Origin of the sequence: Akkermansia sp. BCRC 18949 (assembly GCF_045011645.1) — a bacterium.
Taxonomy (GTDB): Bacteria; Verrucomicrobiota; Verrucomicrobiia; order Verrucomicrobiales; family Akkermansiaceae; genus Akkermansia; species Akkermansia massiliensis.
Genome location: NZ_CP123619.1, coordinates 152,957 through 177,410, shown reverse-complemented (window position 1 = coordinate 177,410; position 24,454 = coordinate 152,957). Strand labels below are relative to the sequence as shown.

Below are 24,454 nucleotides of genomic sequence, written 5' to 3'. Positions count from 1 at the left end.
TGAGCAACGAACTCCGCATTTTTCCCCCCGAGGTCCACTCTCCACACAAAACAACGCTGAAAGCGGTCCTTTCCACAGCTGCAGGCCGGGAATTCCATCAATACATGGATATTGAATCCACCGGAAACGTGGACATTGACAAAGACGACTTGGCGGACGCCTGGTGCATCTTCTTCATCCATAAAATGATGGAAACGGGCGGCGAATTCTCCGTTACAGGGCCGGGGCGCCTGTCCCGTTCCCTGCTGGTCAATCTGGACCGCTACGCGGAAGCCTGGAACCGCTGGATGCCCAACGCCTTTCACCGCGTCACCATCCATGCCGCCGAGCGAGACGACTCCGCTGTTCCCCAGCGGGACGAAGCCATTTCCTGCTTTTCCGGCGGTCTGGACGCCTGCTTCACCGCCTACCGCCACCGGAAAGGCTTGGCAGGCCCCCAGACCCTTAATCTGACGGCCTGCGTGATGTTCCAGGGAGCGGACATTGCGGAAAACAACCAGGAACACTTTGACAAGGCTTTCTCCAAGGCCAGAGAACTGCTGGAAGACATCGGCATCCGCCAATTCTACCGCATCCGGACCAATTTCCGGAACATGGGGATGGATTACGAAATGACCTACCATACCATGCTGATGGGAGGAATGCGCGTTTTCACCTCCCGCTTCGGTTACTTCATGGCGGGCAGCGAAGGGTCCTATGACTCCTTCTCCTACCCCTGGGCCTCCAATCCCATCACGGACCACTATCTAGGCTCCCACAGCAAGGAAGCCGTCACGGACGGCATGGGACATGATCGTACGGAAAAAGCCGGACTCATCGCGCAGTGGGATAAGGCCATGGCCCTGCTGAGATGCTGCTGGGAAGGTAAAGACGCGTCCGGCAACTGCGGCGTATGCACCAAATGCCGCCTGACCATCATGAACTTCATGGCCATGGGAGTGCCCAGGGACAAAATAACGTGCATGCCGCGCAACGCCATGAATGAAGATATCTCCCAAATTCAGTTTAACCGCCCTTTCCGCGTCCTCTATGCCCAGGAAATACTCAAGCATGCCAAGGCCAACGGACTGGGGCAGGAGCCCTGGGCGGTCACCTTGGAACGGCGGCTGGCGGAAAGGGATCTTCCGCCAACCGGCATGAGACATAAAATCCGCCAACTCTTCCAACACTCATGATCACGATTAACCATCCATCCGTACAGACAGAGGGAAATGCGGTCACCATCTCCTATCCCATTCTTCAGGACGGCCACGCGCCGCGCACGCTTTCGTTTACGGTAGACTCCCGTTTCCGTGACTTTTTGAATCCCGGCAGGGCGGATGGAGCCCTTGTGGCCCTGCTTCCATGGATTTCCCAGCAGGGCGGTCAGGTTCGCGTTCTTCCCGCCATCTCCGCGCACCTGTACCACTTCGGCATACGGCTCCTCTCCCATATCCTGACAGGAATAGGGCCTTTCCTGAAACCCGTTGAACTGGCGGGAGAAGTTCACGCGGAAGTTCTTTCCCCCATTCCCGGCTGCCGCATTGGTACGGGCGGGTCCCTGGGGGTGGATTCCCTGTGCACTATCGCGGAGCTGGAAAAGGCGGGGACGCCTGTCACCCACCTGTTCCACAATAACTGCGGCTCCCATTGGGGAAACCGGGAACTGCTTGAAGGCAGACGAAAGCTCAGCCGGAATTTTGCTGAAAAAAACGGTATGGAATTCGTCTGGATGGATTCATCCCTGTACGATTTTTATGGCAACGAGGGATATTTGAACTGGTTTCCCTTTTTGGATTCCGGCAGTGTGCTTGTCCTGAATGGATTAATGAATTCATACTGGACTTCCGCCACCTATCATATCAATCATCCGGATTTCACCACCAGGGACCGGAGGGATTACTGTGAATTCCATCTTCAATCCCACATTCTATCCGCGGCGGAAACGGAACAGGTACGTTTCCACCTGCATGGCCTGGATTTGGCAAGGTATGAAAAAACAGCCATCCTTGCCAATTATCCTCCTGCCTGCGACTTCCTCAATGTTTGTCTGGAACGTGCTTTCAACTGCGGCACATGCTTGAAATGCCGCCGTACGATTTCCCAGCTTTATCTGCTTGGTCATTTGCAGGAATTTTCCAAGGTTTTCAACTTGAGGGCTTTTCAAGACAAGCCGCTGCGCTTCCTCGCAAAAACGATTGTTCATTCAGGCCACTTCCAGCAGGAAATGCTTTATCTCTTGAAGCATTCCACGGTCCTTTCCCCATCTGAAAAACGGCAGGTATGGTTCCACTGCATCAGAAAGCAGCCTTCCCTGTTGTCCCGAAGTTCCCAGTAACCCAACCTCCCTTCCGATTCCGGTTTCCCATGGCTACTTCCCAGCTCATTCCACAACAACAGGTCGATATTCAACCCAATGGGACTTCCCGCCTGTATTGCGATTTTATTTCTCCCGGTTATAACTGCCGGGTATGGGTAGACCTCGCACCCTTCGACCAGGCCCCCACAGTGGAAAACAATTTTGCAGACGCATGGATCAGGATGCTCATTTTTGAAATGATGCATGTCGGAGGCCGTTTTGAAGTGAAAGGGGCCGTCAGTCTTACTCTGCTTCGGAATTTAGAGCATTTCATGGAAGCCTGGTCGCAAATGCATCCTGAGTATCTTAACGTGGTAGATATCAAGCCGGACCGGATTATAGACGACAGAAACGCGCCGGTGGACGATTCTGCGGTTGCCCTCTTTTCCCAGGGGCTGGATGCGACCTTCGCCTTGTACAGGCATGCGTCCCCACATCGGAAACCGCGGTATGATTCCCTGGATGTGAAAGCCTGCCTGCTGGTACAGGGCGGAGACCGGGGACTTTACGAAGAACCCCTGTTCCTGCGCTGTTATGAAAAAGCTCTCTCTACGATTGAGGAACTGGGCATCACGCACCTTCTGCGCTGCGGAAGCAATTATCCTGAAATTTTCCCTCTGGATACATTCTGGAACAACCAGCTTAACTGGGGATTTCACTGGCAACTGGCTCATCTGGCGGCTTTGACAGGCATGGCATCCTTTTGGCAAAGGGATTATGGCAATGTACTGGTGGGGAGCACCTATCCCTATTCATCCGGCGTAGTGGATTTTGGCTCCAACTTTGTGACGGACCCCCTCCTTTCTTCCCGGCGATTCCGTGTGTATGAAGAAGGCTGGGGATTCACCCGGAGCCAGAAGGCAAAATTGGTCAGCCAATGGGAAAGAGGACTGCGCAACCTGAGAGTATGCTGGCACTCCAATCCGGATCAGGACAATTGCGGAGTATGCGAAAAATGCTTCCGGACCATCCTGAATTTCAAGGCCTCCGGAGCTTTTTATTTACGCGATATATCTTTGGATGAAATTCGCGACAAGGAGATATGGAATGAACACATCTTTTACGAATACCAGACCATTCTGGAAGATGCCGAAAAATGGGGAACTTCTCAGGAACCGTGGGCTCAGGCATTAAAGGAAAGGCTGTCCCTGGGTGTGTACCCGGCGCCCAAGCCATTGACTTTCCCTCAACGGATGGGAAAGAGAATCAAACACTTCCTGTACTATAAAAAAGAAGATGCGGCCAGCGTCCGCATCAAGATTCTCGGCCTTCGGATCTATAAACGTAAAAAAGAGGGTCCCCTGCATCAAAGCCGCGAATGATAAAGCCTGTCCCATGCAAGCGCGCGGCGGCCATAAATATCCTCAACCCACCCGCTTCTTGCAAATCCGCAAGCCGCAGACCTTGACACGGAGCACTCCGTTCTCCTCCTTGCGGTAATAAAGGTACTTGGACAAAGCGGCGGCTTTCCCTATCTGCCGCGCATGCTTCGCCTTCCTTTCCCGGCAGCGGTCGAGGTCCGGTACAGTCAAAACCTTCTCCAGCCAGGGAAATTCACTCAACTCATTCAACAGATGTACGCGGGGAAAACGCTCCCGCAGGGACAACTCATAAATTCCGGAAATTTTGCCGTAAACATTGTCCATCAGAAAAACCTCCTTGCCCAGAAGAGCTCCGGAAATGCCCAGATGGAGCCTGTCCGTCAAGATGGCGTCAGGCTGGTCCAGCGCCTTCAAAAGCCAGCGGGTATAGGCAAAAGCGTGTTCCACCTCATCAATCACGCGTACGGAATACACGGAAAGGTCCGTATTCAAAGGGAGTTCCTTCAACGCTTGAGCGTGGCCGGTACTTTCCGGATCATCTCGCAGGCAAACGGCAAGCTTTCCGGCGCCGGGCAACGCTACCAAGGAAGTCTTGACATCCCTTTTCATGCGCTTGCCCCACGCCCGTTCCTCCATCTCCAGAAAAGGCAGCCTGACGGGCCGCTTCTTCAGCATCTCGGGCTCCGCGGCCACGGCCATGTCATCCGCCAGCAGGAATCGCGCCTTCCCATTCCTTGACAGGCAGTAGTCATAACTAGCCCGTTCCCGGCAAAACACGGTAAAACGTTCATCCAGCACATCCACCAGTTCATCACAATCCCTGAAGCTCTGGGGCAGGATCACGCACTTCCGGAGGCGCGGATCCGAAAAAAGGCGTACATAATGAGGCAGCATGCCAAAATAGGGGACAAAACCTCCCCCGCCGCCGTAAACCAGCGTTATTTCCTCCTTTCCTGCAGGGAGTTCCGGGCCGCATGAACTGAAATTCAGCTCTTCCCTTTCAAACAGGGCGACCGTGGAAGCGGCAATCAGGGCATCCCCCACATTCCCCTGGTTCATCATGTAATGGAACGGCCCCAGCTCACGCAGAAGCTCCATCATCGCGTGAACAGGGACAGGGGAACAGGAAATCCGGCTACAATCCATCGCCCTGATTCTACCTTACCGGCCATCAGGACGCAACTACATAGGACGGGGTCGCCTCTCCGGCGTTCCGGCACCTCTAGTTGCCAGCTTTGCGGGACTCCCTCACGCGGTCATTGGCGTTCAGGATGCGCTTGCGCAGGCGGATGAAATGGGGGGTGGCTTCCACCAGTTCATCAGGCTCAATGTACTCAATGGCGCGTTCCAGGGAAAAGGCGACGGGAGGGGAAAGCTGGATGCCGTCCCCCTTCGTGGCGGAGCGGATGTTGTTCAGGTGCTTTTCCTTGCACGGATTGACCGGCATATCCATCTGGCGCGGGTTTTCACCAACAATCTGGCCTTCGTAAATATCTTCCTGCGGCCCTACGAACAGACGGCCGCGTTCTTCCAGCGCCACCAGCGCGAACGGCGTGGAAACGCCCGTTTCCATGGAAACCAGGGTACCGGTGGTACGCGTGGTGATGTCCCCGGCGTAGGGGCCGTAATCCCGGAACAGGTGGGAGAAAATGCCGTGGCCGGACGTCAGGTTGACCAGCTCAAACTCAAATCCGATGATGCCACGGGTGGGAATATAGGCCTGGATGAAGGTGTGGCCCGTGCCCTCCTTGGAAATCATGTCTTCCATCTGTCCCTTGCGGGCGTGCAGAAGCTTCATGACGCCGTTGGCGTGCTCATCCGGAACTTCCACGTAAATCGTTTCATACGGCTCCGTAAGACGGTCACCTTCATCCCTCTTCATGATCACGGTGGGACGGGAAACGCACAGTTCGTAATTCTCGCGGCGCATGGTTTCCACCAGCACGGCAATCTGCATGGCCCCGCGGGCGGAAACGGAGAAAACGCCGGCCTTGTCCGTATCCTCCACCTGGATGGAAATATTCGTCCGCATCTCTCTCATCAGGCGGTCGCGAATCACGCGGGAAGTTACATTCTTGCCGTCGCGTCCGCCGAAAGGCCCGTTGTTGATGGAAAACTCCATGGAAATGGTGGGCGGGTCAATCGCCACAAACGGGAGGGGCTCCGTATCCGCGGAACCGCCCAGGGTCTCACCGATGTTCACGTTTTCAAACCCCGCCACGCCTACGATGTTGCCCGCCACGCCGATGGCCGAATCCGTGGTGCCCAGGCCGGAATATTCAAACATGCGGGTCACCTTGCCGGAAATGCAGGTGCCGTCGCTCTGGTGAAGCCATACGGTATCCCCCTTCTTCACGGTGCCGGAGGTGATGCGGCCAATGGCCACGCGGCCCACGTAGTCGTCCCAGTCAATATTGGAAACGAGCATCTTGAACTCCCCTTCCGGATCGGCATCCTTAGGAGCGGGGATGTGCTCCACAATCTTGAACAGAAGAGGCGTGCAGTCCACAGGAGGTTCCCCCTCCATGGAATTCATGAAATAGCCGTCGCGGGCGGACCCGTACACAAAGGGAGCTTCAAATTGTTCGTCCGTGGCGCCCAGTTCCAGGAAAAGCTCCAGCACCTGGTCATGCACGGCGGCAGGGTCGGCATGGGGGCGGTCGATCTTGTTAATGACCACAATGGGCATCAGCCCTTCCTGAAGGGCCTTGCGAAGCACGAAACGCGTCTGGGCCTGCGGACCTTCAAAAGCGTCCACCACTAGCAGCACGCCGTCCACCATCTTCATCACACGCTCCACTTCCCCGCCGAAGTCCGCGTGGCCGGGGGTATCCACAATGTTGATCGTGTAGCCGTTCCAGAGGATGGAAGTATTCTTGGCCTTGATTGTGATGCCCTTTTCACGTTCCAGGTCCATGGAATCCATGGCGCGTTCCTGCACGGCCTGGTTGGCCCGGTAGGCTCCCCCCGCCTGCAAAAGTTGGTCGACCAGGGTCGTTTTCCCATGGTCAACGTGAGCGATAATGGCGAGGTTGCGGAACTTGGAAGGGTCTGACATTGCGCGCGAGAGCTAAAAGCACTGGAAAATAAATGTCAAGCCTGCTCCATGAATACCTCCATATATTTTTAACGCGCGCGTGCCTCTCCCGTTGCAGGTGACGGAACTTTTGTTCTCTCCGGTGAATTTATAGCTTCCCCCCCTCTTCAAATGGGGCTATCCTGCTCTGGCATAAATAATTTCTAAATTCTAGACAACGATGAAGATTTGGTTAGATGGAAAGCTGGTGGAACAGGAGGAGGCCAAGACCTCCGTTTTTGACCATGGTACGCTCTATGGAGACGGCATTTTTGAAGGTATCCGGTTTTACAACAAGCGCGTCTTCCGCCTGGAAGACCACATGGACCGCCTGTACAACTGCGCCCATTATCTGCTGCTGGACATTCCCTATACCCGGGAGGAACTCTCCAACGCGGTATGCGAAACGGCGGCGGCTTCCGGCCTGAGCGACGGCTACATCCGCCTGGTAGTTACCCGCGGCATTGGCAACCTGGGGCTCAATCCCTTCAACTGCAAACGCCCCAGCGTCTTCATCATTGCGGATAAAATCTCCCTGTACGATCCCGCCGTGTATGAAAACGGGCTGCCCCTGATCACCAGCTCCGTGCGCCGCAACCGTCCGGACGCCCTCTGCCCCCAGGTCAAATCCCTCAACTATCTCAACAACATCCTGGCCAAGATGGAAGCTGTGCGCCAGGGCGTAGCGGAAGCCCTGATGCTGAACGACCTGGGCAACGTGGCCGAATGCACGGGAGACAACATCTTCATCGTAAAAGACGGAGCCGTCTTCACGCCGCCCGTCACGGACGGCTGCCTGGACGGCATCACGCGCCGCGTGGTGCTGGAAATCTGCCGGGAACTGCAAATCCCGGCGGAGGAAAAAACCATGAACCGCTTTACCATCACCTGCGCGGATGAATGCTTCCTGACCGGCACGGCAGCGGAATGCGTCCCCGTCACCAAACTGGACGCCTACCAGCTGGGTTCCGGCAAAATCGGTCCGGTGACCGCCCGCATCCTGGCCCGCTTCCAGGAACTGACCCAGACCACGGGAACAGCCTTCTAAAGCCTGGCATTTCCTTTTTGATAGCAAAAACGGCCCCTCCTGTCCGACGGGGCCGTTTTTTTGCGCCACTGCATCAAAATCCGAAAGCGGCGCAACGCCATTCCATGAAATGTTCAGCTTGAAATCCACAGGAGGAGTGAAGCCGGAACATGAACGGATCAAACGCCTGTTTTTACAGTGCGGACCATCAGGAAACACGGTAAAAGAACACATCACCCCGGCATAAACGGAATGCGCTCACCCGGGAATGAAGGCCTCCAGGCCTTTAGGGCATACTCCACTCCAGAGCGAAGCGAAAGGATTCTTTAAAAAGCCGTCTCCGCCTTATCTCCCACGCACAAGGACAAAACCGGACACGTTCCGCTTCTGCCCCCATACCGGAACCGTTCCAGCCAGGAAAAAGGCGGGATTAATTCTTCTTCGGCAATCCGGTTTCCGGATCAAACTGCTTGGCCTGCTGGGCGTGCTCCTTCGTCTGGTAGAAACGGACGTAATCAATCAGGAACTTCACGGGATAACCGTTGCCATCCTTCGGAGCCTTTTCACACCAGTTGCCGCCCACGGCAGAATTGAGAATGAGGTAAAACGGCGTACGGAACGGATTGCCCGCCTCATTGGCATAATTGGTGGTATTCAGATCAATGGATTTCACCAGCTTGTCATCCACCATCAGCTTAATGGAATCCTTGTCCCACTCCATGACATACGTATGAAAATCATCGGAAAGGTTATCAATCTTCACCGTGCCTCCGCGGGAAGCATCCTTCTTGGACACGCCGTCCGGGCTCAAATGGAAGGTGGAATAAACCACATCCGGCTGCTGGGAAATATTCTCCAGCATATCAATCTCTCCATTGACGGGCCAGCCCCACTTGTTCTTGCCAAGCAGCCAGATGGCAGGCCAGATGCCCTTGGTTCTGGGAACCTTGGCCCGAACTTCCAGTCTGCCGAACATGAAATTCTTCGTCTTGATCGTCGTCACGGAACCGGACGTGTAGGGCATGAATTTGGTATTCTTAATCCAGTCCGACGGACTCTTCTTGTAATTGATATTGGCGAACTTCTCAAAGTGGGTCTCCAGGACCAGGCAGCCGTCTTCCAGCCTCATGTTCTTGGGCCGTGCTGTATAGGTCTGCTGGGACCCCTGATTGCGTATCACGCCCAGCTCCGGCTTCCACTTCTTGGCGTCTATCTTGGACCCGTTGAACTCGTCACCCCAAACATAAACCCATCCGCCGGGAAGGGTCTTCGGAGGCTTGACGTCTTCTCCCTTTACGGACATGCACAGGCATGCGGCCAACAACACGGCAAACAGGCTCTTCTTCATACGGACCAATACTGTACTTGGAACCGCAGCCTTTCAAACAAAATACGTCCGGACGGGCGCCTTTTCCCTCCCTTCCCTTGCAGGATGGCGGAAATACCCTGTAAAATGGATAGAAACTCTCTTCCGCCGCATGCTATGATTACGGTATGAAGACCACTCCTTCACCCCGTGGCCGGGCCCTTCTTCATCAAACCCCCGTGGGGGCCATCGTCATCGTGGAAAACGGAACGGCCGTCACGCACGTTTTCTTTAGCCGCATGGTGCAACCGGAGCATGTGGAATGGGAGGAAACGCCCCTGCTGCGCCAAACAGCCAGCCAACTGGACGAATACTTTCAAGGTGCCCGCCGCATGTTTGACGTGCCCCTTTCTCCGCAGGGAACGGAATTTGAGCAAACGGTCTGGAAGGCCCTTCAAACCATCCCCCATGGGGAAACCAGAAGCTACGGCGATATCGCCCGGCAAATTGGACAGCCATCAGCCTGCCGGGCCGTGGGGCATGCCAACAACCAGAACCCCATCAGCATCATCATTCCCTGCCACCGGGTCATTGGAGCCAATGGAAAACTGACCGGTTATGCGGGCGGCCTGACTATCAAGCAATATCTGCTGGAACTGGAACAGGGTGCCGTGGCTCCCTTCATGCTGTTCCCGGATGCGGAACGCGCCCGATGGAATACCCCTGCCAGCTCGTGAAAACGGCGGAAAAGCTTGAATTGGCCTACTGCTGCGCGGCGTCCGCCGCCTGCAGAGGCGTCATGGACTTCAAGGCAGCCTTGGGAGACTCAATGCCGAGCCACTGAAGGGGCAGCAATTCTCCCGTCACCTTGTAATGCTTGTAAGTCAACCCGGCAAAAACGGCCAGGAAAAACATCAGGACGGCATACAGGGCCATCCACAAATAATTCTTCCGCGCCGTACGGGTGGCCTCGTCCGCCAATTGCTGCAAATTCCGCATGGCGGCGGAAGGAGCTGCCTCTTCCTCCCCCGCTTCGGTCGGCTCGGGAATGAGTCCCGGAGAAGGCTCTTCGGCAAACCGGAGCCTGGCATCTCCCAGGGCAATTTCGTCGCCATCGTAAAGAGAGGCGGCGCCCATGGGCGTGAGCCCGTTGATCTTGATTCCATTAGTTGAACCCAGGTCTTCCAGAACATACGCGCCCTCCTTGAACTGAAGCAGGGCGTGTTCTCCGGACACGGACTGAAAAGGCAGCACTATTTCACAATGTTCGTCGCGTCCGATGCGGGCGAAATATTCGCCGTTCTTCGGAAGAACGATGGTTTTCTCGGAACCGTCGGGCAATTGGATGGAAAGGCGGGGCATGATTCACGGGCATCATGCCATGCCGACGCTGATTTTCAATCCAAAAGACCGTTTGCCCGGCATGCCCGGGAAAAAAGCGGTTGCATGCGCCTCTCCTTCAGAAGGCGGATTCCATGAAGTTCCATCATGCGGCTCCATTTTTCCAGACTTCTGACCAGCAGGAGTTTCCCAAAAGATATTCTTAATAGATAATTCACACACTTTAAATCCCCTATATAAAACGTTCCTCCGGATAGGGAATTGACATCCCGGACCCGCGGCGGCTAACATCAGGCATGAACGCCACGCAAGCATCAGCTTTCAAGGGATACAATCTGCTGACGGCCGCCAAATCGGTAATTTCCAAATACGCTGTATTTTCCGGGAGGGCTACCCGTTCGGAATATTGGTACTGGGTATTGGGGCAGACTGCTGTCCTGCTCCTGTTGGACATGGCCTTCACCATCTTCATGATCATCCTGTTTGCCTGCCATCATCCGCAGCAAATGTCATCAACTGAAACTTTTACCTATGGCATGGCAGGTGCCGTTCCCCTTCTGCTATGGAGTCTATTTACCGTGATTCCTTCGCTGGCCGTCACATGCAGGCGCCTGCATGACACCAACAAAGGCGGAATTATGCTGCTGCTTTATCTGGTTCCGCTGATAGGGAGCATTATTCTTCTCATTTACTGCTGTGAAGACAGCCAGCGGGGAACGAACCAATACGGACCGTCGGAAAAATACCCGGGGCTGCCGTAATTTTCCGGAATTTCCTTTTGCCAAACAGCTTTCCGGTTCACTGGAAAAGTTAGCGGCACATGCCATGGAAAAGCCGTACAGTCCTGCACTTGTCTTGCGTTTTGGGGGGAAATGCTTCATATTCAGAACATGTTTGTTGACAACATCCGCATATTTGCCAGGGCAGGAAAGGGAGGAAACGGGCTGGTCAGCTTCCGCAGGGCCAAATTCGTGCCCAAGGGCGGTCCGGACGGAGGAGATGGCGGCGATGGCGGAAGCGTCATTCTGGAAGTGGACCCGCACACGAATGATCTGCGCTCCTTTTTCTACGACCCCAAATTGATCGCCACGGATGGAGTAGGCGGACAAAGCGCCAAAAAGCATGGCAAAAACGGCAAATCCGTCATCGGGAAAGTTCCTCCCGGCACCATCATCTACCGCAGCAATGCCTCCTCCATGGCGGAGGCGACCTGGCTGGAACGGGAAGGCGAAGGCATCGAGCTGGAAAAAATTGCGGACCTGACGGAAATCGGCACCCGGTTCACGCTGTGCCAGGGCGGCATCGGCGGAAAGGGCAACTGGCATTTCCGCTCTGCAACCAACCAGGCGCCTACGGAAGCCGAGATGGGAACGGAAGGGGAGGAAGGCGTCTTCTTCATGGAACTGCGCCGCATTGCGGATGCCGGACTGGTGGGCTACCCCAACGCGGGCAAAAGCACCCTGCTGGGAGACATCTCGGAAGCCAAGCCCAAAGTCGCCAACTATCCCTTCACCACGCTCCAGCCCATCATCGGCGTAGTGGAATTCGACAGCTTCCGCCGCTGCGTTGTGGCGGACATTCCCGGCATCATTGAAGGCGCGCACAACAACCGCGGCCTGGGGCATGAATTCCTGCGCCACATCACGCGCTGCAAGGTGCTCGTCTTCGTTCTGGACATGGCCGGCAGCGAAGGCCGCGACCCCATTGAAGACCTTCAAAACCTCCGCACGGAAATCAAGCTGTACAGTGAAGACCTGGCCAAACAGCCCTGGTTCGTCGTCGCCAACAAAATGGACCTGGAAGGGGCGGAAGAAAACCTGGCCAACTTCCGCATGCGTTTTCCTAAGGTGGACGTCATCCCCCTTTCCGCGCTCAACGGAGAAGGCATTTCCCGGCTCAAGAGCAAGCTTGACGAACTTGTAGGCTATAAATTCGTTCGTTAAAACCATCCGTTCAACCCTCTCTCCCTTCCACATGACCGCTCCGCTTGCCGCAACGACAGACCCCGACCAGCTCTTGTGCCGTATCGCCGGAATTGGAGACCTCTTCGCCATTGAAGGGGAATTCGTCACCGGCAAGGAAATCCCCAGCGGCCACATCAACACCACTTACAAGGCCACCTACCGCAAAAGCGACGGGACGGAAGACTCCTACATCCTCCAGCGCATCAACGACTATGTCTTCAAGGACCCCAGAGCCGTCATGCGCAATGTGGAGAAAGTCACGCGGCACATCAACTGGAAAGTCCTGCGCCGCCTGAAGGACTCCGCCGGGCAGACCCTCAACCTCTATCCGGCACGCGGCGGCCGCAACTACATCGACATTCCCGGCGACGGCATCTGGCGCTGCTACAATTACCTGGCAGGCACGCATACCTACGACGTGGTGGAAAACACCCGCCAGGCGTACCAGGCCGGATTTGCATTCGGATCCTTCCAGGACTTGATCAGCGACATGAATCCGGACGACATCGTGGAAACCATTCCCGGATTCCACCACACCCGGAACCGCTTCAACCGCCTGATGGAAGTGGCGGCGCAGGATCCGCAGGAACGCCTTTCCACCTGCCTTCCGGAACTGGACTTCATCAAGGCGCGCGAGCAGGACGTGGACCGTCTGCTGGACCTCCAGGCCGGCGGCGTGCTTCCCACCCGCATCACCCATAACGACACCAAAATCAACAACGTCATGCTGGACGAAGATACGGACCACGCCGTCTGCGTCATTGACCTGGATACGGTCATGCCCGGCCTTGTGCTGTACGACTTCGGCGACATGGTGCGCACCGTTACCCCGCCTACGGAAGAAGATGAAGAAGACCTGGACAAGGTGCGCATGCGCATGCCGATGTTCCAATCCATTGTGGAAGGGTATCTGGCCGCCGCCCACGGCTTCCTGACCCAGGCGGAAATAGACCAGCTTGCTTTCTCCGGAAAACTCATCACGCTGGAAATCGGCATCCGGTTCCTGACGGACTACCTGGAAGGAGACCAATACTTCAAGGTTTCCCGCCCGGACCACAACCTCATCCGCTGCCGCACACAGCTCAAGCTGGTGGAATGCATTGAACAGGAACTTCCGTCCATGGAGCAATATGTCAAGCGCGTGGCCAAGGGGATGTCCAGAAAATAGAGTGGGAGCTCTCCCTCCTTCTTTTCCATTCTCTCCGGGACGGCTATGCCGTCCCTTATTATTTATATTATTTGAACACTGCGGCGATTTCCATAATCCAAGAAACATTCCACGCAATCGCCACAGACCATGTTTGAAATACCGGATATTCAACTCAATCAATATGGCAAGCCGGCAAGGATCATGTATCTGGCCCCGTATGCCCCCGACGCTCCCGATTTCTCCAAAAAACCCTACACGGGCAACGGAGGCTATCCCCAGTACCACTACAACATTTACAAGGCCATTCAGGACATCGGCTATGACGTCGTCTCCTCCTCCAAGCCCTATTCCGTGCAATTCGCCAAAGGAAACGTGGACTATGTATTCTCCCTGATGAACAGGTTCGGCATGTCCAAGCCTGAAATATTCATCTCCTCGTACTGCGAATTCATCCAGATCCCCTATTTGGGCGCCCCGCCCAACATCCGCGCCATTGCGGAAGACAAGCTCCTGACCAAGCTGGTATTCCGCTCCCTGGGCCTGAACATGCCGGAGGGCATCGGGCTTTCCGGGGAAAAAGGCATTCCGGACAAAGCGCCCTTTCCCGGCCCCTACTTCGTCAAAAAACGGTTTGGAGCCGCTTCCGGCGGTATCCGGGAAGACAGCATCTGCGGCTCCTGGGAGGCGGTAGCCGCGTGCGCCCGGCGCCTGATGGAGGAAGGGCATGAAGTGCTCGTGGAACAATACTGCGAAGGCATTGACGTCACGGTTCCCGTGCTGGGGGGTGAAAAACCCGTCATCCTGGGATACGTGCAGCCGAAATCCGACAAACCGGGCAGCATCATCACGGAAGACCTGAAACTGCATGACCACCTGGGCTACCAGATAGTCTCCGTGCACGACCTGGAACAGGACATCGCCAACGACGTGCAGAAAGTCTGGGACGCCCTGGGGCCGATGGACTATTTCCGCATCGACTACCGGATTGACTTTGAAAAAGGCGAACGGCGCATCCTGGAAATGAACATCTGCTGCCACCTGGGCAAAAGCGGTTCCATCTGCCTGGCGGCCGCAGAACACGGCTACTCCCAGGCGGACCTCCTCAAATACATCATCGGCTACAGCATGAACAGGCAGAAAAACCTCTGCCAATACGGCACGTGGCTCATCTGACCCGTATGGAGGCAGCAAGCCACGCTCCAATCATGGCAGAAATGGAAGGGATTCATCCGGTATCCGGCTGATTGCTTCAAACACTCCCTGCCAGCTTTCCCTGGACGCTTCCAGCCCTCCCAGAGCCATGCCGCGTTCCCGGGCAGCGGAGGCCATATCCTCCCGGTAATGCGGTTCCCACGCCATCTTGGTGGCGTATGTGATGAAATCCCCCGGGCTTTCGCACAGCCATCCGGTCTTCCCGTGTTCCACCATCTGTTCCCAGCCTCCGCGCTTGTCCACAATAAGCACGCTTCCGCTCGCCATGGCCTCAAAGCCCACGCGCGGCCAATTCTCCGTCGTATCCGTGGGTTGCAGCACGATGTGGCATCTTTGGTAAAACTCCTGCTGGGATAGAGACCTCTGGTCATGGAACGTCTCCACCCAGTCGGGCGGCCTTCCGGTCTTCGCCTCGCTCCGCTGATCAAAGCCAAGAAAAGTTCCTCTCTTCCGGACGGGTGAAGCAAAATGCTCGTAAATGTGCCACGTGTCCTTGCTGAATTTATCCTCATCCTGCCTGGAAATGTGTCCCGCGCCGAACCAGTCCGTAGAACGCTGTGCAATAAAAGGAAAATCGGTTGTGTCAAAATACGGCTTGAACGTCATGAAGCGGATGGACGGATCAGAATTCAAGGCTCTCAGGCGCGGCATCATGTTCTTCCTCACCCGGTCATTCTGGTAAAGAAATAGGGAAATATCTCCCCTCTTCATGGCTTCCTTTTCGCTGCCGAAAAGCCAGGTCATGCAATTGACGAAGACCGTCCTCCTCGTCCGTTTCCGTATTTCCGGCAGTGCTGTCAGGAACTCTTCATTGCAAAAACTGATGACGGGAGCCCCTTCCGGAATGGCCGACCAGTCATAACTCTCATGTATTATAACGCCCCACTCAACCATTTCCAGATAGAGTTCGGCACGGTGTGCGTTCTTCTGGGTGGGGATAAGGTGCATTTCCACCCCCAGATGTCCCCAAACCTTGATCTGATGATAAAGTTCGGCCCCCGCCCCTCCGTAAAGGGACGGAAACCCAATAATGTAGAGAGAGTTCATAGCTGGATTATTTTATTATTGGGGAATTCGTTTCAACGCTTTTTTAACACTTTCACGATCCTATCCCTTACGCTTCTAAACCTCAACTTAAAATAGAACGCGACTTCCATAACAGAGCAAGCCCCCGTGGCCAGATATATTGACCTGCATCTTGATACGATTGGCGTATCCCATATCATTCATCCGCCATTGATGGAAAAACAAAAGCATGAACCGCCACGTCTTATACACGGCAATTCCATTGCAAGCTGTGTGAACGGCCACTTTCCACTCGAAGCATGCCCGGATAGAATGGAGAAAGATAAGGTGATTGGTGTATACTTAATCAAACTTCAATTTCAAGAATACAACCAACATCTGAAATAGATTTTAAAAGAGAAGGGGGTAACCTAAACGACGCCATACCTTCCGTAAGGCTGATATGAATATATTTATCTCCACAATCAATTCTTGATGCTAAAATTATTATTTCTTTTAAACATCCAATCACTCTATCTTGCTGATTAGGTAAAATATCATAGTCTTTAATCCAAATTCTAAGATCTGGATTAGCTACTTGCTCTAATTGATTATCAGGCTGCTTTTGACAACCTTCTATACGAAAAATAATAGTAGTTACATCTGGCATTTATTTATAATTGGCAAGTTAATATTTTTATTATATAATCGTTACATTGTAAAATTAGAATATTAACGTTTATTATTTTCTTTAAAAAAACATAAAATAAACCTTTATTTCAGCTCTTTGGTCCGAAAATAAAAATTTCTTATTCTATAGCTTTTCCCAGTTTTTTAATATTTTTCTTAATTCCTTCATGTGATAGAGCCAATGAATAACGATCATCTGATAAACATTCTCAAATTCCTTGTCGTCCAGTGTTTCGTTTTTAAATATTTTTATCAAGGAATCCATCTCATTGATAATGTCATCAAGATGAAATGCCAATTCTTCTTTCTCCCGATTACTATATACATTTAGCGACGACGAGTTTTTAAATATTTCAAGAATTTTTTCTGAAGTTATCATAAGATTATGGCCTGGGACATATAGTAATCCAGCCTACGCTCGTCATCGGCATACTCTTTCAAGAAGCAGCACGAATTTTTCTGAGACGTGTTCCCCTCTATTTTAATGGATACTACCAGAAAGATCAGACTTACGAGCTGTCTCCGGCTGAAATACGGTATAGAGCCGTCATATGCCTTAGCAGATGGGATCATGTAATGTAGACTTTCCACATAGCTTCCCGCCCTGTTGAAATTTCCATCACTATCATTTGCATATACAACTTAAACAATATATAGAATTTCCTTTTTAGAAAATTTAATATAACGAAATCCTATTTTTTAGCACATTGTAATTTTCACATAATTCTTTATATAAAATTTTATTATAATTATCATCATCACTTTCCTCTTGTTCCCTTGTGCAGAGATTAAAAACAAAATCAATGCAAAATGGATATAATTTTATTAAATTCAACAATATATCTTTATCTAAATAATCATCTTTATTTAAGAATCCAATATATCTTTTACAAATATTATTTAATCCATAAAAAGACATATAAGTATCTACATCTTCTTCTTCCAATCTTATCTTGAATATGTCCGAGTCAATATAATCAAAAAATGGAATGCAGTAATAAGCAAATGCTTTATTTCCCATATAAGATATTAATTCACTATATAGAAGAGGATCTATTTTTCTGTCTACAAGCAATTTATAGGCATCTTCCGTTGATTTATTTTCAAAAACTTCTAATGCCCACTTAATATCCAAGTCATCTTGTCCATCTAATATATCCTGCCTAGTAGGTAAAAAATTCATATTATTCTCCACATATTTTTTTCATTCTTTTCTTACACTCTCTTACAGAATTAATTCTATTTTTTAATTCCTGCACATGATTTCTTGGATATTTTTGAGCCCCTGGCAAATAATCATCGCAATTATTTTCTAAATATTTCCTTCTGGAATCAACTAAATTTTGCTTACAATTTACACTCTCTTTAAGTTGTTCACAACATGTTCCTGTACAAGGAGGACACCCTTTTTGACTTAATTCGTGATATTCATTATATATCTTCTCACATTCTCTTATTTTTTCAATATTTTCAATATCTACCCGAGGCAAAGCTATAGGAGGTTTAGGAATTACATTCTCCGATATTTTTTTAATAACTTTCTCTGTTGTACCTGGAGCAATAACTTCAGTAATAGCGACAGCAGTTACGGCAACGGCAGCAACTATCAATCCAATTGGATTTAATAATGCCGGTAATGCAAACCCAAACTCTCCTCTTACGTCAATAAAAGCACTAGTTAAATTGTCTACATATCCATATAGATTTTCCTGCGGCCCTTCCATCATTGGATCTCTACTCACCCACCTGCCATCATTTGGATTATAATACCGATAATTGTAAAACATCAGACCAAGTTCGTCATCAGTGTACTCGCTGGAAAACCGGAACGGATTGCCCTGGGCGGCATTGCCTTCCATCTTAAGAACATTCCCATATGCCCCATATTCATACAAGGCACGGCGTCCTGCCTGGATGCCAAACAGGGCCGTTGTGTTTTTCAACAGGTCATGGGTATAGTAGAGGTCTTCGTCATAAACTCCTGTTTCGTTAAATATGGTCATCGCCAGAATACGCGTGGCGACCGGTTCCATCGGATCCCACAGGTAGGTTTTACGCAGGATGGGTACTACCGTTTCCGTTCCATTAGTAGCGTCCAGTTCCGCGATTTGCAGGTACCCGTGATAGATAAAGCGTTTCTTCGACATGAGAGCTTCTCCTTCATAGACGGCTTTTTCTACACGCCTGTTCAAATAATCGTAGCGGCATTCCACACGCTGGCTACCCTGCGTGAAGACAACCGCCTGGTTCAACGCATTATAGACGACTTCCCATTCCCCAGTGGAAGTTTGGAGCTTTGTCTGGTTGCCGTCGGCGTCGTAGGTTGGCACAAAAGGCGTTTCTTCTCCCTGGGTGATGTCCGTGTATTGGTTAAGCCGGTTGGCCGTGTATATCGTGGATAACCCTGCCGCTCCTTCCTGAGAGGTCATGCGGTTTCCGATGTTGTCATACGCATAAGAATACGTTCCTCCCCGGCTCATCGCGTCGGCAATCAGCTCGCTGCGGCCATTGTAGCTGTAACTATGCGTCAGGTCGGGAGCCGGCGTATTGAAGTAGTCCTTCTTTTCCGTGGGACGCCCCAACGCGTCGTAAGCATAGTCGGTTTTGGCCGGGTAGTTGGCACTGCCGGGACGCAGGTAGTCGATCCTGGTCAACAGGTCCCGCTTCTCTTCCCGCGTGTACCATCTCCTGAGGGTATTGGGATAGTCAAGCGTTTCCAGGAGCCCGTGGCCGGCGTTGTAACCGTACACGAAGGGGGAGGAGACATTGTTGAGCGAGACAGAGGAAAGACGTCCGTAACCATCATATCCCCAGGTCGTTTGCTGGACTATACTCTCCCCATAGTTCAGACTGTAACCCGAGGCACGGCCCAAATTGTCGCGCCGATTATGGAGCGCACTTGCCACCAAACCCGTCGTGTTTTCCGATTCCGCTTCATTGTACTGGTTGTAGGCCAAGATCCGCGTACCGGAACCGTCCGTGACCTGCGTAATCAAGTTAAGGTGGTTGTATGCACAACCGATGGAGGGCGTTGCATCATTGTGAGTGATGGAAACCAGATTGCCCGTCTGCAGGTCGTAGCCGTAGGTGGTCGTCAAAGGTATCGCCTCTTGACCCACCGTCCGCGCCTGTTGTTTGGCCGCCAGCCTGTTCCAGTTGTCATAGGAATAGCTGTCTCCATGGCCGTCAGCATAGGTTTTAGCCGTCATCAGACCGGAGGCGTCGTCGTAGCTCCACACCGTCACATCCCCGTCTGTCCGTTCCCGAGGATCGGTAATGATTGTTTCTCCCGGGATCCGGAACGTCGTGAGGGAAACCAGCCTGTCCGCGTCATCATAGGCAAACACCGAGGGCTGGAGGGCCGTACCGTATTCGGCGGTTTTGCGCCCGCGCACATCATAGGCATAGCAGGCCGTGTTACCCAACGCATCCGTGATGCAGGAGGGGGACGCCGTGGACGGGTCATACTGGATGGTGGTGGTGTTGCCGACGGCATCCGTCCTGACGGTTTCACGGCCGGCCAGGTCAAAGACGACAACGGTGGAATTTCCACGGACATCCGTATAGGTTTCCGAGCTGCCGCTGGCCGTATAGATGCGGGAAGAAGTAGTCACCGTTCCCGCATGATCTTTCCGGGACACGGGGTAACCGTCTATGACAACAGTTTCCGCCATGACGGAAGAAGCCGGAGTTTGCGTTTTCTCCGTCCGTTTGGCCGGCGCCGTGTATTCCGTCCATTGCAGGGTCTCATTTCCCCGTGGATCGGTGTCAATCCTTTTTCCGGCCAGGGAGGCAGACAGGAAGGAAGCCAGCTCGGCCGTGCTTTCCGCGTAAGTCGTTCCCTGGCTGTTGTAGTGGGTCGCCGTTGTCACCCGGTAGACGCCGTCTTCCCGCTGTTGGCAGGCATAGGCGTATTCCGTGACGAGGGAATTGGCGGGAGTGGGGTCTTCGGCCAGCTTGAGCGTGGTTTTGACAATATTGCCAAACGAGTCATAGTCATAGAGCACCGGAGCCATCCCGTCCATTTGCTGCTGTAAAAGCCTGTTGTTCAGGTCAAAAATGCGCCGGTCATGGATAAGGCCGCCGTTGGCATTCGCCCGGGAGATGCGCACTACGTTGTCCCTTCCGTCCGTGACGGTTTGTTCCATCACCACCGGTTCTCCCTTCGCTACGGGAATAAGCGTAGAACGGGCAATGCCTTCTGTAGAGTATTCCGTGCGGTAAAGAAGATGTCTCTGTCCCGTGCCGCTCTGCTCCAGCACAGTTCCGTCCGCATGGCGGATGGTGATGAGCGTCGCGCCTGTCGGCGTCGTGACGGTTTCCGTCAGACCGTCCGCACTGTAGGCGTATGCATTGGTCCTCCCCAGTACGTCTGTTTCCTGTGCCAGCTGCCCCAGCAGATCGTAAGCCTTCCTCTCCGTCGTGATCATGGGTCCAACGTCCCGGCGCGTTTGAAGGATTCTGCCGAAGGCGTCCCGAGTGTAGCTGAGGATGGTTTCAGGAGTGGTTTCCGTAGCCGAACGAATGGTTTCCACAAGCTGGCGGGCCGTGTTGTAGGAGTAGGTGGTCACGATGCCGTCTTCATCCTTTTCCCACAGGGGGCCGCAGCACATCATCTCCCGTTCCGTTACCCTGCCGTTGCCCCGCGTGCGCTTGATCCACCGGTTTTCCTTGTCGTATTCATAGTCCGCCGTGTCCGTCAACGCCCAGGTTCCGTCCGTCAGCAGCACATATTTTTCTATGTGCGTGTTGTTGCCCTGCGTGGAGACGTACGTGATTTTCCGCGTGCTGTGCCCCGGCACGGCCTGCCCCGCTATCTGCGTTTCCCTGGTTTCCTTGTAAAGGGCGCCGTACTGGCTGGACGCCTCATAGCTGCAGGCCGTCTGCACGCCGTTGACGGCCTGTTTCATCTTCAACCGTCCCCGGGCGTATTCATTGGGCGCCGTGGGCAGCCACGTTTCCGTCACTTCCAGCTGTTCTCCCTCCGCACCCAACGCCGTGGTGCGTTTTTCCACACGGCGCACATGGTTGGCTTCAGAGTAGGTGTAGTGCGTGTCCGTCAGCCGGGCAGCATTGATGGTGAGCACCACGTACTGGTGCACGATATCCGGATCGGCATGGTCGGAGTAGCGATAGTAGGTGTAGGTTCCCTTCCTTCCTCCGCCTGACCAAGGTTCCATCCGGACAGTTTCACGCCCGAAGGCGTCGTAGGACCAGGTCTTCACGCTCCCGTCGGGAGCCGTTTCCCGGACCAGTTTGCCCATGGCGTTGTAAGCATAAGTCGTTTCACGGGCATAGTCGGTTCCATAGGCCTCAATACGGCTGGTGCACAGGTTGCCGCTGCGGCCCTGTTCATAGGTTTCACACATCCGGGAAATAGGCGTGCCGTTTTCCCCGCGCTGCACAGTAGTGATGAGCTTCCAGAGACCGAAGGAGACCGCCTGCTTTTCCCTGATGGTGTAGATGGCGTCTTCCCCTTCCCCCTGGGACATGCACCACGCCCCTCCCGTTCCCTGCCAGTAGCACGTGACGTAAGGCGCACGCCCTTCCGTTTGTTCCGTAACGGTGAGCTTGTTGGTTTCCGCATCGCCGGCAATGGTGAAGGTTTTAAACGGCGTCCCCGTGACGGAGTAAAGACCGGTGGCGGCGTCCTTGGCCCTCACCTGCTCGGGCAGATAGAAGGCGATCATGTAGCCCGTATCCACCACATTTTCAATGTTGACGAGACCATCCCACAGGTTCCAGACCTGGCGGATGCCGTCGTCAGCGCCCCGGACAACGTCCAGATACTTGGAAAAATCCTGCGCCGTCCAGGAAGAACCCAGTTTGGTCTGGTAGCCGGAGGCCGCCCCCAGGGCGGAAACGGAAGGACCGCCGTACATGACCGTATTGCCCCTGCCGTTGCTGACCCTCATTTCCGCCGCATAGGCGGAAGCGGCGCGGCCGGATACCCCGGCATATGCCATGGAAACGGAACCTGTCCTTTTTTGAGAACCGCCGATGGAGCCCGCACTGGCTGCGCCGGCATAGCAATAATAGTTGGCATTGGTGCCGCCGTTCTGGATCTGGAAGGCCATGTTAGCCCCCAGCGCACCTCCGGGAGGAGGCAGAACGCGGCTGGCCATTGGATGCAAATATTGCAGGGCGCCGGGGGTCCACAACTTGGATGAGAAGTTGTAAGCCACGATTTCCAGCATGCCGTACGGCACACCCTCCATGCCGCGGAAGGAGCCGAAGTTGGTGCGCCAGACCATGCTGGTTTTCCGCGTCTGGGTAGTCACCCGCCTGCCTGCGGAGGAGAACTTTCCATCCACGGAGGCGGATGAAGCCAGGCTGCGCGCCGTGGGCGGACTGCCGGAGCCGCCCCGGTTGTCCGCACAACCGTCCGAGGAAGAGGAATCTTCAGGATCGGGGTCTTCCTCATCTCCGCCGTTGTCATCGTCCGGGCACGGGTTGCTGGAACTGCTGTTGGGGGAACTGCTGCTGCCACCGCTGCTCGTTCCTCCACAGGGATCTTCTTCGCCCTCGTCGTCATTGTCCACAGGGTCCGTTTCCGTCTCCGGAGGCACGTAGGAAGAAGAGGAGCCCGTCTGCTGGTCGGTGATTTCCACCTTCAGGTCGAAGGTGAATTTGGCAATGTTGTAGTCGGGATTGGGAATAGAGATGTTGCTGTAATCCACGTGGGCCTGGTGCGTACCCGGTTCAATACTGAAGGAGATGTCCTGCGGTTCGTAGGTGCCGCCGCCGTATTCGCCGCGCGGACCGATGTCCAACTTTTCTTCTCCGTCCACCGTCAGCTTCGCCAAATCGTCGGCTCCCATGGTTACCTTGCACTCGGCCGTTTCATTCGGTCGCAGTTCCCGGACCTCAAAGGACCAGTCCCAGCTTTTTTCAAAAGCGTCCGTTGGCGCTTTTTCGTCAATCGTGGTGGGCGCGCTGTTGGAACTGCGCATTCCCGTCAGGGAATTAATATCGTCGTTGAATGATTCTTTCATAGTGATAATCGGGTTAATCGTTGGTTATTTTAAAATATTTTGCTCTATTCAGGAAATATCTGAAGTAAATTTCCTTATTTAACGTTTCCCTTTTATCAACTAAATTTCCATGAAGCAATCCCTTAGAAGTTTTTATTTGTCATACATTATTTTATTCTTGAAATATGGATTGGACATCCATCTTGCATTTTCAGCCGGAACAAAAAAATGGCAGCTTCTGCGCCAATTCCATTCGTTGCCGTACCATGGTCGTCTTTTCTCTTTTTCCGGAATATTAGCCACCGGAGACTATCCATTCCTACTTGATGGATTTTTTGGCAAAAAGAGATTTACGGTAGCCCCAAGGCAAATCACCTATCAAATTTCCGTTGACAATCAACGGAGTCCGAACGAACCGGCATGAACCATCCCTTCCTGTGCCCTGGAAAAGGCTGCCAGGTCAAACGGACAGGCCACTCCGGCATGACTGCCGCTTTTTATACGTTCAGCCTCTTTTCCAATTCTTTCAGCAAATGGAAACAACCGTCTTCCAGAAGCTCTACTACGTGCTCAAAACCTTCCTGCCCTCCATAGTAGGGATCCGGCACTTCCTCATCCAGAAAACGGGTGGTGAAAAAGCACATCGGCACGATCTTGCCTTCCCATTGCCCGTTTTTATCCAGCTGTTTCAAATCCCGCAGATTCTCCCGGTCCATTCCCACAACCAGGTCGAACTGCTCCAGATCATCCTTCCGCACGGGGCGTGATTTGACTCCCGGATTCTGATAACCGTATTTTTCCAGGGCCTGGACCATCCGGGCATCCGGAGGGCAGCCCCGGTGGTAGCCGATCATTCCGGCGGAATCGCTTTCAATCAGGTTTTCCAAACCTTGTTCCTTCACCATCTTCTTAAAAATGATTTCCGCCGCGGGAGAACGGCAGATGTTGCCCAGGCAGACAAACAGGACTCGGTAGGGTTCGGAAGCATTCATGAGGGACAATTCTTTTTTTCAGGATAGGCAAGACGTTTTCCCGGATCAAGAGGGAAG

At 53.3% G+C, this 24,454-nt stretch carries 20 protein-coding genes; 11 read left to right on the top strand and 9 right to left on the bottom strand.

Features of this window, described 5'->3' with window-relative positions; genetic code table 11:
* The first annotated feature begins 104 nt into the window (after positions 1-104).
* From P8A25_RS00735 to P8A25_RS00725, 3 genes are read left to right on the top strand one after another with little or no spacing between them, the layout of a single operon-like run.
* A complete protein-coding gene (locus tag P8A25_RS00735; protein ID WP_215442813.1) occupies positions 105-1,175 on the top strand; it encodes a hypothetical protein in 1,071 nt (356 codons plus the stop codon).
* Positions 1,172-2,317: a hypothetical protein gene (locus tag P8A25_RS00730; protein WP_022396367.1), complete on the top strand. Its 1,146-nt coding sequence runs from the start codon at positions 1,172-1,174 to the stop codon at positions 2,315-2,317. Before P8A25_RS00735 ends, P8A25_RS00730 begins: the two co-directional genes overlap by 4 nt.
* Positions 2,263-3,660, top strand: a complete 1,398-nt coding sequence (locus tag P8A25_RS00725; RefSeq protein ID WP_215442815.1) for a hypothetical protein — start codon at positions 2,263-2,265, stop codon at positions 3,658-3,660. The genes P8A25_RS00730 and P8A25_RS00725 overlap by 55 nt, the downstream gene beginning before the upstream one ends.
* Before the next feature lie 42 nt (positions 3,661-3,702).
* On the opposite strand, the gene P8A25_RS00720 is transcribed toward P8A25_RS00725, so the two are convergent.
* Positions 3,703-4,761, bottom strand: coding sequence for a polysaccharide pyruvyl transferase family protein (locus P8A25_RS00720; protein WP_180971091.1), 1,059 nt, complete (start codon positions 4,759-4,761; stop codon positions 3,703-3,705).
* 121 nt (positions 4,762-4,882) lie between these two features.
* Positions 4,883-6,718 (bottom strand): translational GTPase TypA, encoded by a 1,836-nt coding sequence (gene typA, locus P8A25_RS00715; RefSeq protein ID WP_022396370.1) that lies wholly within the window; start codon positions 6,716-6,718, stop codon positions 4,883-4,885.
* Positions 6,719-6,917: 199 nt separating this feature from the next.
* Between typA and ilvE the strand changes: the two genes are divergently transcribed.
* Entirely contained in the window at positions 6,918-7,784 is an 867-nt protein-coding gene (gene ilvE, locus P8A25_RS00710) for a branched-chain-amino-acid transaminase (protein WP_215442817.1), read from the top strand.
* A 409-nt stretch (positions 7,785-8,193) separates the two neighbouring features.
* On the opposite strand, the gene P8A25_RS00705 is transcribed toward ilvE, so the two are convergent.
* The gene (locus tag P8A25_RS00705; RefSeq protein WP_215442819.1) at positions 8,194-9,111 is read right to left on the bottom strand and encodes a glycoside hydrolase family 16 protein; all 918 of its coding nucleotides are present in this window, start codon (positions 9,109-9,111) and stop codon (positions 8,194-8,196) included.
* Positions 9,112-9,257: 146 nt separating this feature from the next.
* Here P8A25_RS00705 and P8A25_RS00700 point away from each other — a divergent pair, with 146 nt between their 5' ends.
* Positions 9,258-9,806 (top strand): methylated-DNA--[protein]-cysteine S-methyltransferase, encoded by a 549-nt coding sequence (locus tag P8A25_RS00700; protein ID WP_022396373.1) that lies wholly within the window; start codon positions 9,258-9,260, stop codon positions 9,804-9,806.
* Between the two features lie 25 nt (positions 9,807-9,831).
* On the opposite strand, the gene P8A25_RS00695 is transcribed toward P8A25_RS00700, so the two are convergent.
* The gene (locus P8A25_RS00695) at positions 9,832-10,431 is read right to left on the bottom strand and encodes an FHA domain-containing protein (RefSeq protein WP_215442821.1); all 600 of its coding nucleotides are present in this window, start codon (positions 10,429-10,431) and stop codon (positions 9,832-9,834) included.
* 19 nt (positions 10,432-10,450) lie between these two features.
* Between P8A25_RS00695 and P8A25_RS00690 the strand changes: the two genes are divergently transcribed.
* The 5 genes from P8A25_RS00690 to P8A25_RS00670 all read left to right on the top strand — a co-directional run bounded on the left by P8A25_RS00690 (position 10,451) and on the right by P8A25_RS00670 (position 14,697).
* Positions 10,451-10,585, top strand: a complete 135-nt coding sequence (locus P8A25_RS00690; protein ID WP_257228122.1) for a hypothetical protein — start codon at positions 10,451-10,453, stop codon at positions 10,583-10,585.
* 121 nt (positions 10,586-10,706) lie between these two features.
* On the top strand, positions 10,707-11,171 hold the full coding sequence (locus tag P8A25_RS00685) for a DUF805 domain-containing protein (protein WP_022396375.1): 465 nt from the start codon (positions 10,707-10,709) through the stop codon (positions 11,169-11,171).
* A 129-nt stretch (positions 11,172-11,300) separates the two neighbouring features.
* Complete coding sequence (gene obgE / locus P8A25_RS00680) at positions 11,301-12,353, top strand: GTPase ObgE (RefSeq protein ID WP_102727343.1); 1,053 nt, start codon at positions 11,301-11,303, stop codon at positions 12,351-12,353.
* Positions 12,354-12,384: 31 nt separating this feature from the next.
* Positions 12,385-13,542: a phosphotransferase enzyme family protein gene (locus P8A25_RS00675; protein ID WP_102727310.1), complete on the top strand. Its 1,158-nt coding sequence runs from the start codon at positions 12,385-12,387 to the stop codon at positions 13,540-13,542.
* Positions 13,543-13,671: 129 nt separating this feature from the next.
* A complete protein-coding gene (locus P8A25_RS00670) occupies positions 13,672-14,697 on the top strand; it encodes a hypothetical protein (protein WP_102727940.1) in 1,026 nt (341 codons plus the stop codon).
* Between the two features lie 30 nt (positions 14,698-14,727).
* On the opposite strand, the gene P8A25_RS00665 is transcribed toward P8A25_RS00670, so the two are convergent.
* The 4 genes from P8A25_RS00665 to P8A25_RS00650 all read right to left on the bottom strand — a co-directional run bounded on the left by P8A25_RS00665 (position 14,728) and on the right by P8A25_RS00650 (position 23,426).
* A complete protein-coding gene (locus P8A25_RS00665; protein ID WP_215442823.1) occupies positions 14,728-15,783 on the bottom strand; it encodes a glycosyltransferase in 1,056 nt (351 codons plus the stop codon).
* Positions 15,784-16,108: 325 nt separating this feature from the next.
* Positions 16,109-16,411 carry a hypothetical protein gene (locus P8A25_RS00660; protein ID WP_215442828.1) on the bottom strand — a complete coding sequence of 101 codons (303 nt, stop codon included), beginning with the start codon at positions 16,409-16,411 and terminating at the stop codon, positions 16,109-16,111.
* 696 nt (positions 16,412-17,107) lie between these two features.
* On the bottom strand, positions 17,108-17,614 hold the full coding sequence (locus tag P8A25_RS00655) for a hypothetical protein (RefSeq protein ID WP_102721587.1): 507 nt from the start codon (positions 17,612-17,614) through the stop codon (positions 17,108-17,110).
* 1 nt (position 17,615) lies between these two features.
* Positions 17,616-23,426: an RHS repeat-associated core domain-containing protein gene (locus P8A25_RS00650; protein WP_251828003.1), complete on the bottom strand. Its 5,811-nt coding sequence runs from the start codon at positions 23,424-23,426 to the stop codon at positions 17,616-17,618.
* Positions 23,427-23,535: 109 nt separating this feature from the next.
* On the opposite strand from P8A25_RS00650, the gene P8A25_RS00645 reads away from it, so the two are divergent.
* On the top strand, positions 23,536-23,829 hold the full coding sequence (locus P8A25_RS00645; protein WP_215442830.1) for a hypothetical protein: 294 nt from the start codon (positions 23,536-23,538) through the stop codon (positions 23,827-23,829).
* Between the two features lie 73 nt (positions 23,830-23,902).
* Here P8A25_RS00645 and P8A25_RS00640 read toward each other — a convergent pair whose 3' ends face one another.
* On the bottom strand, positions 23,903-24,397 hold the full coding sequence (locus P8A25_RS00640) for a low molecular weight protein-tyrosine-phosphatase (RefSeq protein WP_102729823.1): 495 nt from the start codon (positions 24,395-24,397) through the stop codon (positions 23,903-23,905).
* Positions 24,398-24,454 lie beyond the last annotated feature (57 nt).

What these genes read in the sequence shown, in the direction of transcription:
- P8A25_RS00670 (WP_102727940.1), top strand. Translation starts at nt 13,672, where the DNA reads ATGTTTGAAATACCGGATATTCAACTCAATCAATATGGCAAGCCGGCA.
- P8A25_RS00730 (WP_022396367.1), top strand. Translation starts at nt 1,172, where the DNA reads ATGATCACGATTAACCATCCATCCGTACAGACAGAGGGAAATGCGGTC.
- P8A25_RS00700 (WP_022396373.1), top strand. Translation starts at nt 9,258, where the DNA reads ATGAAGACCACTCCTTCACCCCGTGGCCGGGCCCTTCTTCATCAAACC.
- typA (WP_022396370.1), bottom strand. Translation starts at nt 6,718, where the DNA reads ATGTCAGACCCTTCCAAGTTCCGCAACCTCGCCATTATCGCTCACGTT.
- P8A25_RS00665 (WP_215442823.1), bottom strand. Translation starts at nt 15,783, where the DNA reads ATGAACTCTCTCTACATTATTGGGTTTCCGTCCCTTTACGGAGGGGCG.
- P8A25_RS00705 (WP_215442819.1), bottom strand. Translation starts at nt 9,111, where the DNA reads ATGAAGAAGAGCCTGTTTGCCGTGTTGTTGGCCGCATGCCTGTGCATG.
- P8A25_RS00685 (WP_022396375.1), top strand. Translation starts at nt 10,707, where the DNA reads ATGAACGCCACGCAAGCATCAGCTTTCAAGGGATACAATCTGCTGACG.
- P8A25_RS00725 (WP_215442815.1), top strand. Translation starts at nt 2,263, where the DNA reads ATGGTTCCACTGCATCAGAAAGCAGCCTTCCCTGTTGTCCCGAAGTTC.
- obgE (WP_102727343.1), top strand. Translation starts at nt 11,301, where the DNA reads ATGTTTGTTGACAACATCCGCATATTTGCCAGGGCAGGAAAGGGAGGA.
- P8A25_RS00660 (WP_215442828.1), bottom strand. Translation starts at nt 16,411, where the DNA reads ATGCCAGATGTAACTACTATTATTTTTCGTATAGAAGGTTGTCAAAAG.
- P8A25_RS00640 (WP_102729823.1), bottom strand. Translation starts at nt 24,397, where the DNA reads ATGAATGCTTCCGAACCCTACCGAGTCCTGTTTGTCTGCCTGGGCAAC.
- P8A25_RS00690 (WP_257228122.1), top strand. Translation starts at nt 10,451, where the DNA reads ATGCCGACGCTGATTTTCAATCCAAAAGACCGTTTGCCCGGCATGCCC.
- P8A25_RS00735 (WP_215442813.1), top strand. Translation starts at nt 105, where the DNA reads ATGGATATTGAATCCACCGGAAACGTGGACATTGACAAAGACGACTTG.
- P8A25_RS00675 (WP_102727310.1), top strand. Translation starts at nt 12,385, where the DNA reads ATGACCGCTCCGCTTGCCGCAACGACAGACCCCGACCAGCTCTTGTGC.
- P8A25_RS00655 (WP_102721587.1), bottom strand. Translation starts at nt 17,614, where the DNA reads ATGAATTTTTTACCTACTAGGCAGGATATATTAGATGGACAAGATGAC.
- ilvE (WP_215442817.1), top strand. Translation starts at nt 6,918, where the DNA reads ATGAAGATTTGGTTAGATGGAAAGCTGGTGGAACAGGAGGAGGCCAAG.
- P8A25_RS00650 (WP_251828003.1), bottom strand. Translation starts at nt 23,426, where the DNA reads ATGAAAGAATCATTCAACGACGATATTAATTCCCTGACGGGAATGCGC.
- P8A25_RS00645 (WP_215442830.1), top strand. Translation starts at nt 23,536, where the DNA reads ATGAAGCAATCCCTTAGAAGTTTTTATTTGTCATACATTATTTTATTC.
- P8A25_RS00720 (WP_180971091.1), bottom strand. Translation starts at nt 4,761, where the DNA reads ATGATGGAGCTTCTGCGTGAGCTGGGGCCGTTCCATTACATGATGAAC.
- P8A25_RS00695 (WP_215442821.1), bottom strand. Translation starts at nt 10,431, where the DNA reads ATGCCCCGCCTTTCCATCCAATTGCCCGACGGTTCCGAGAAAACCATC.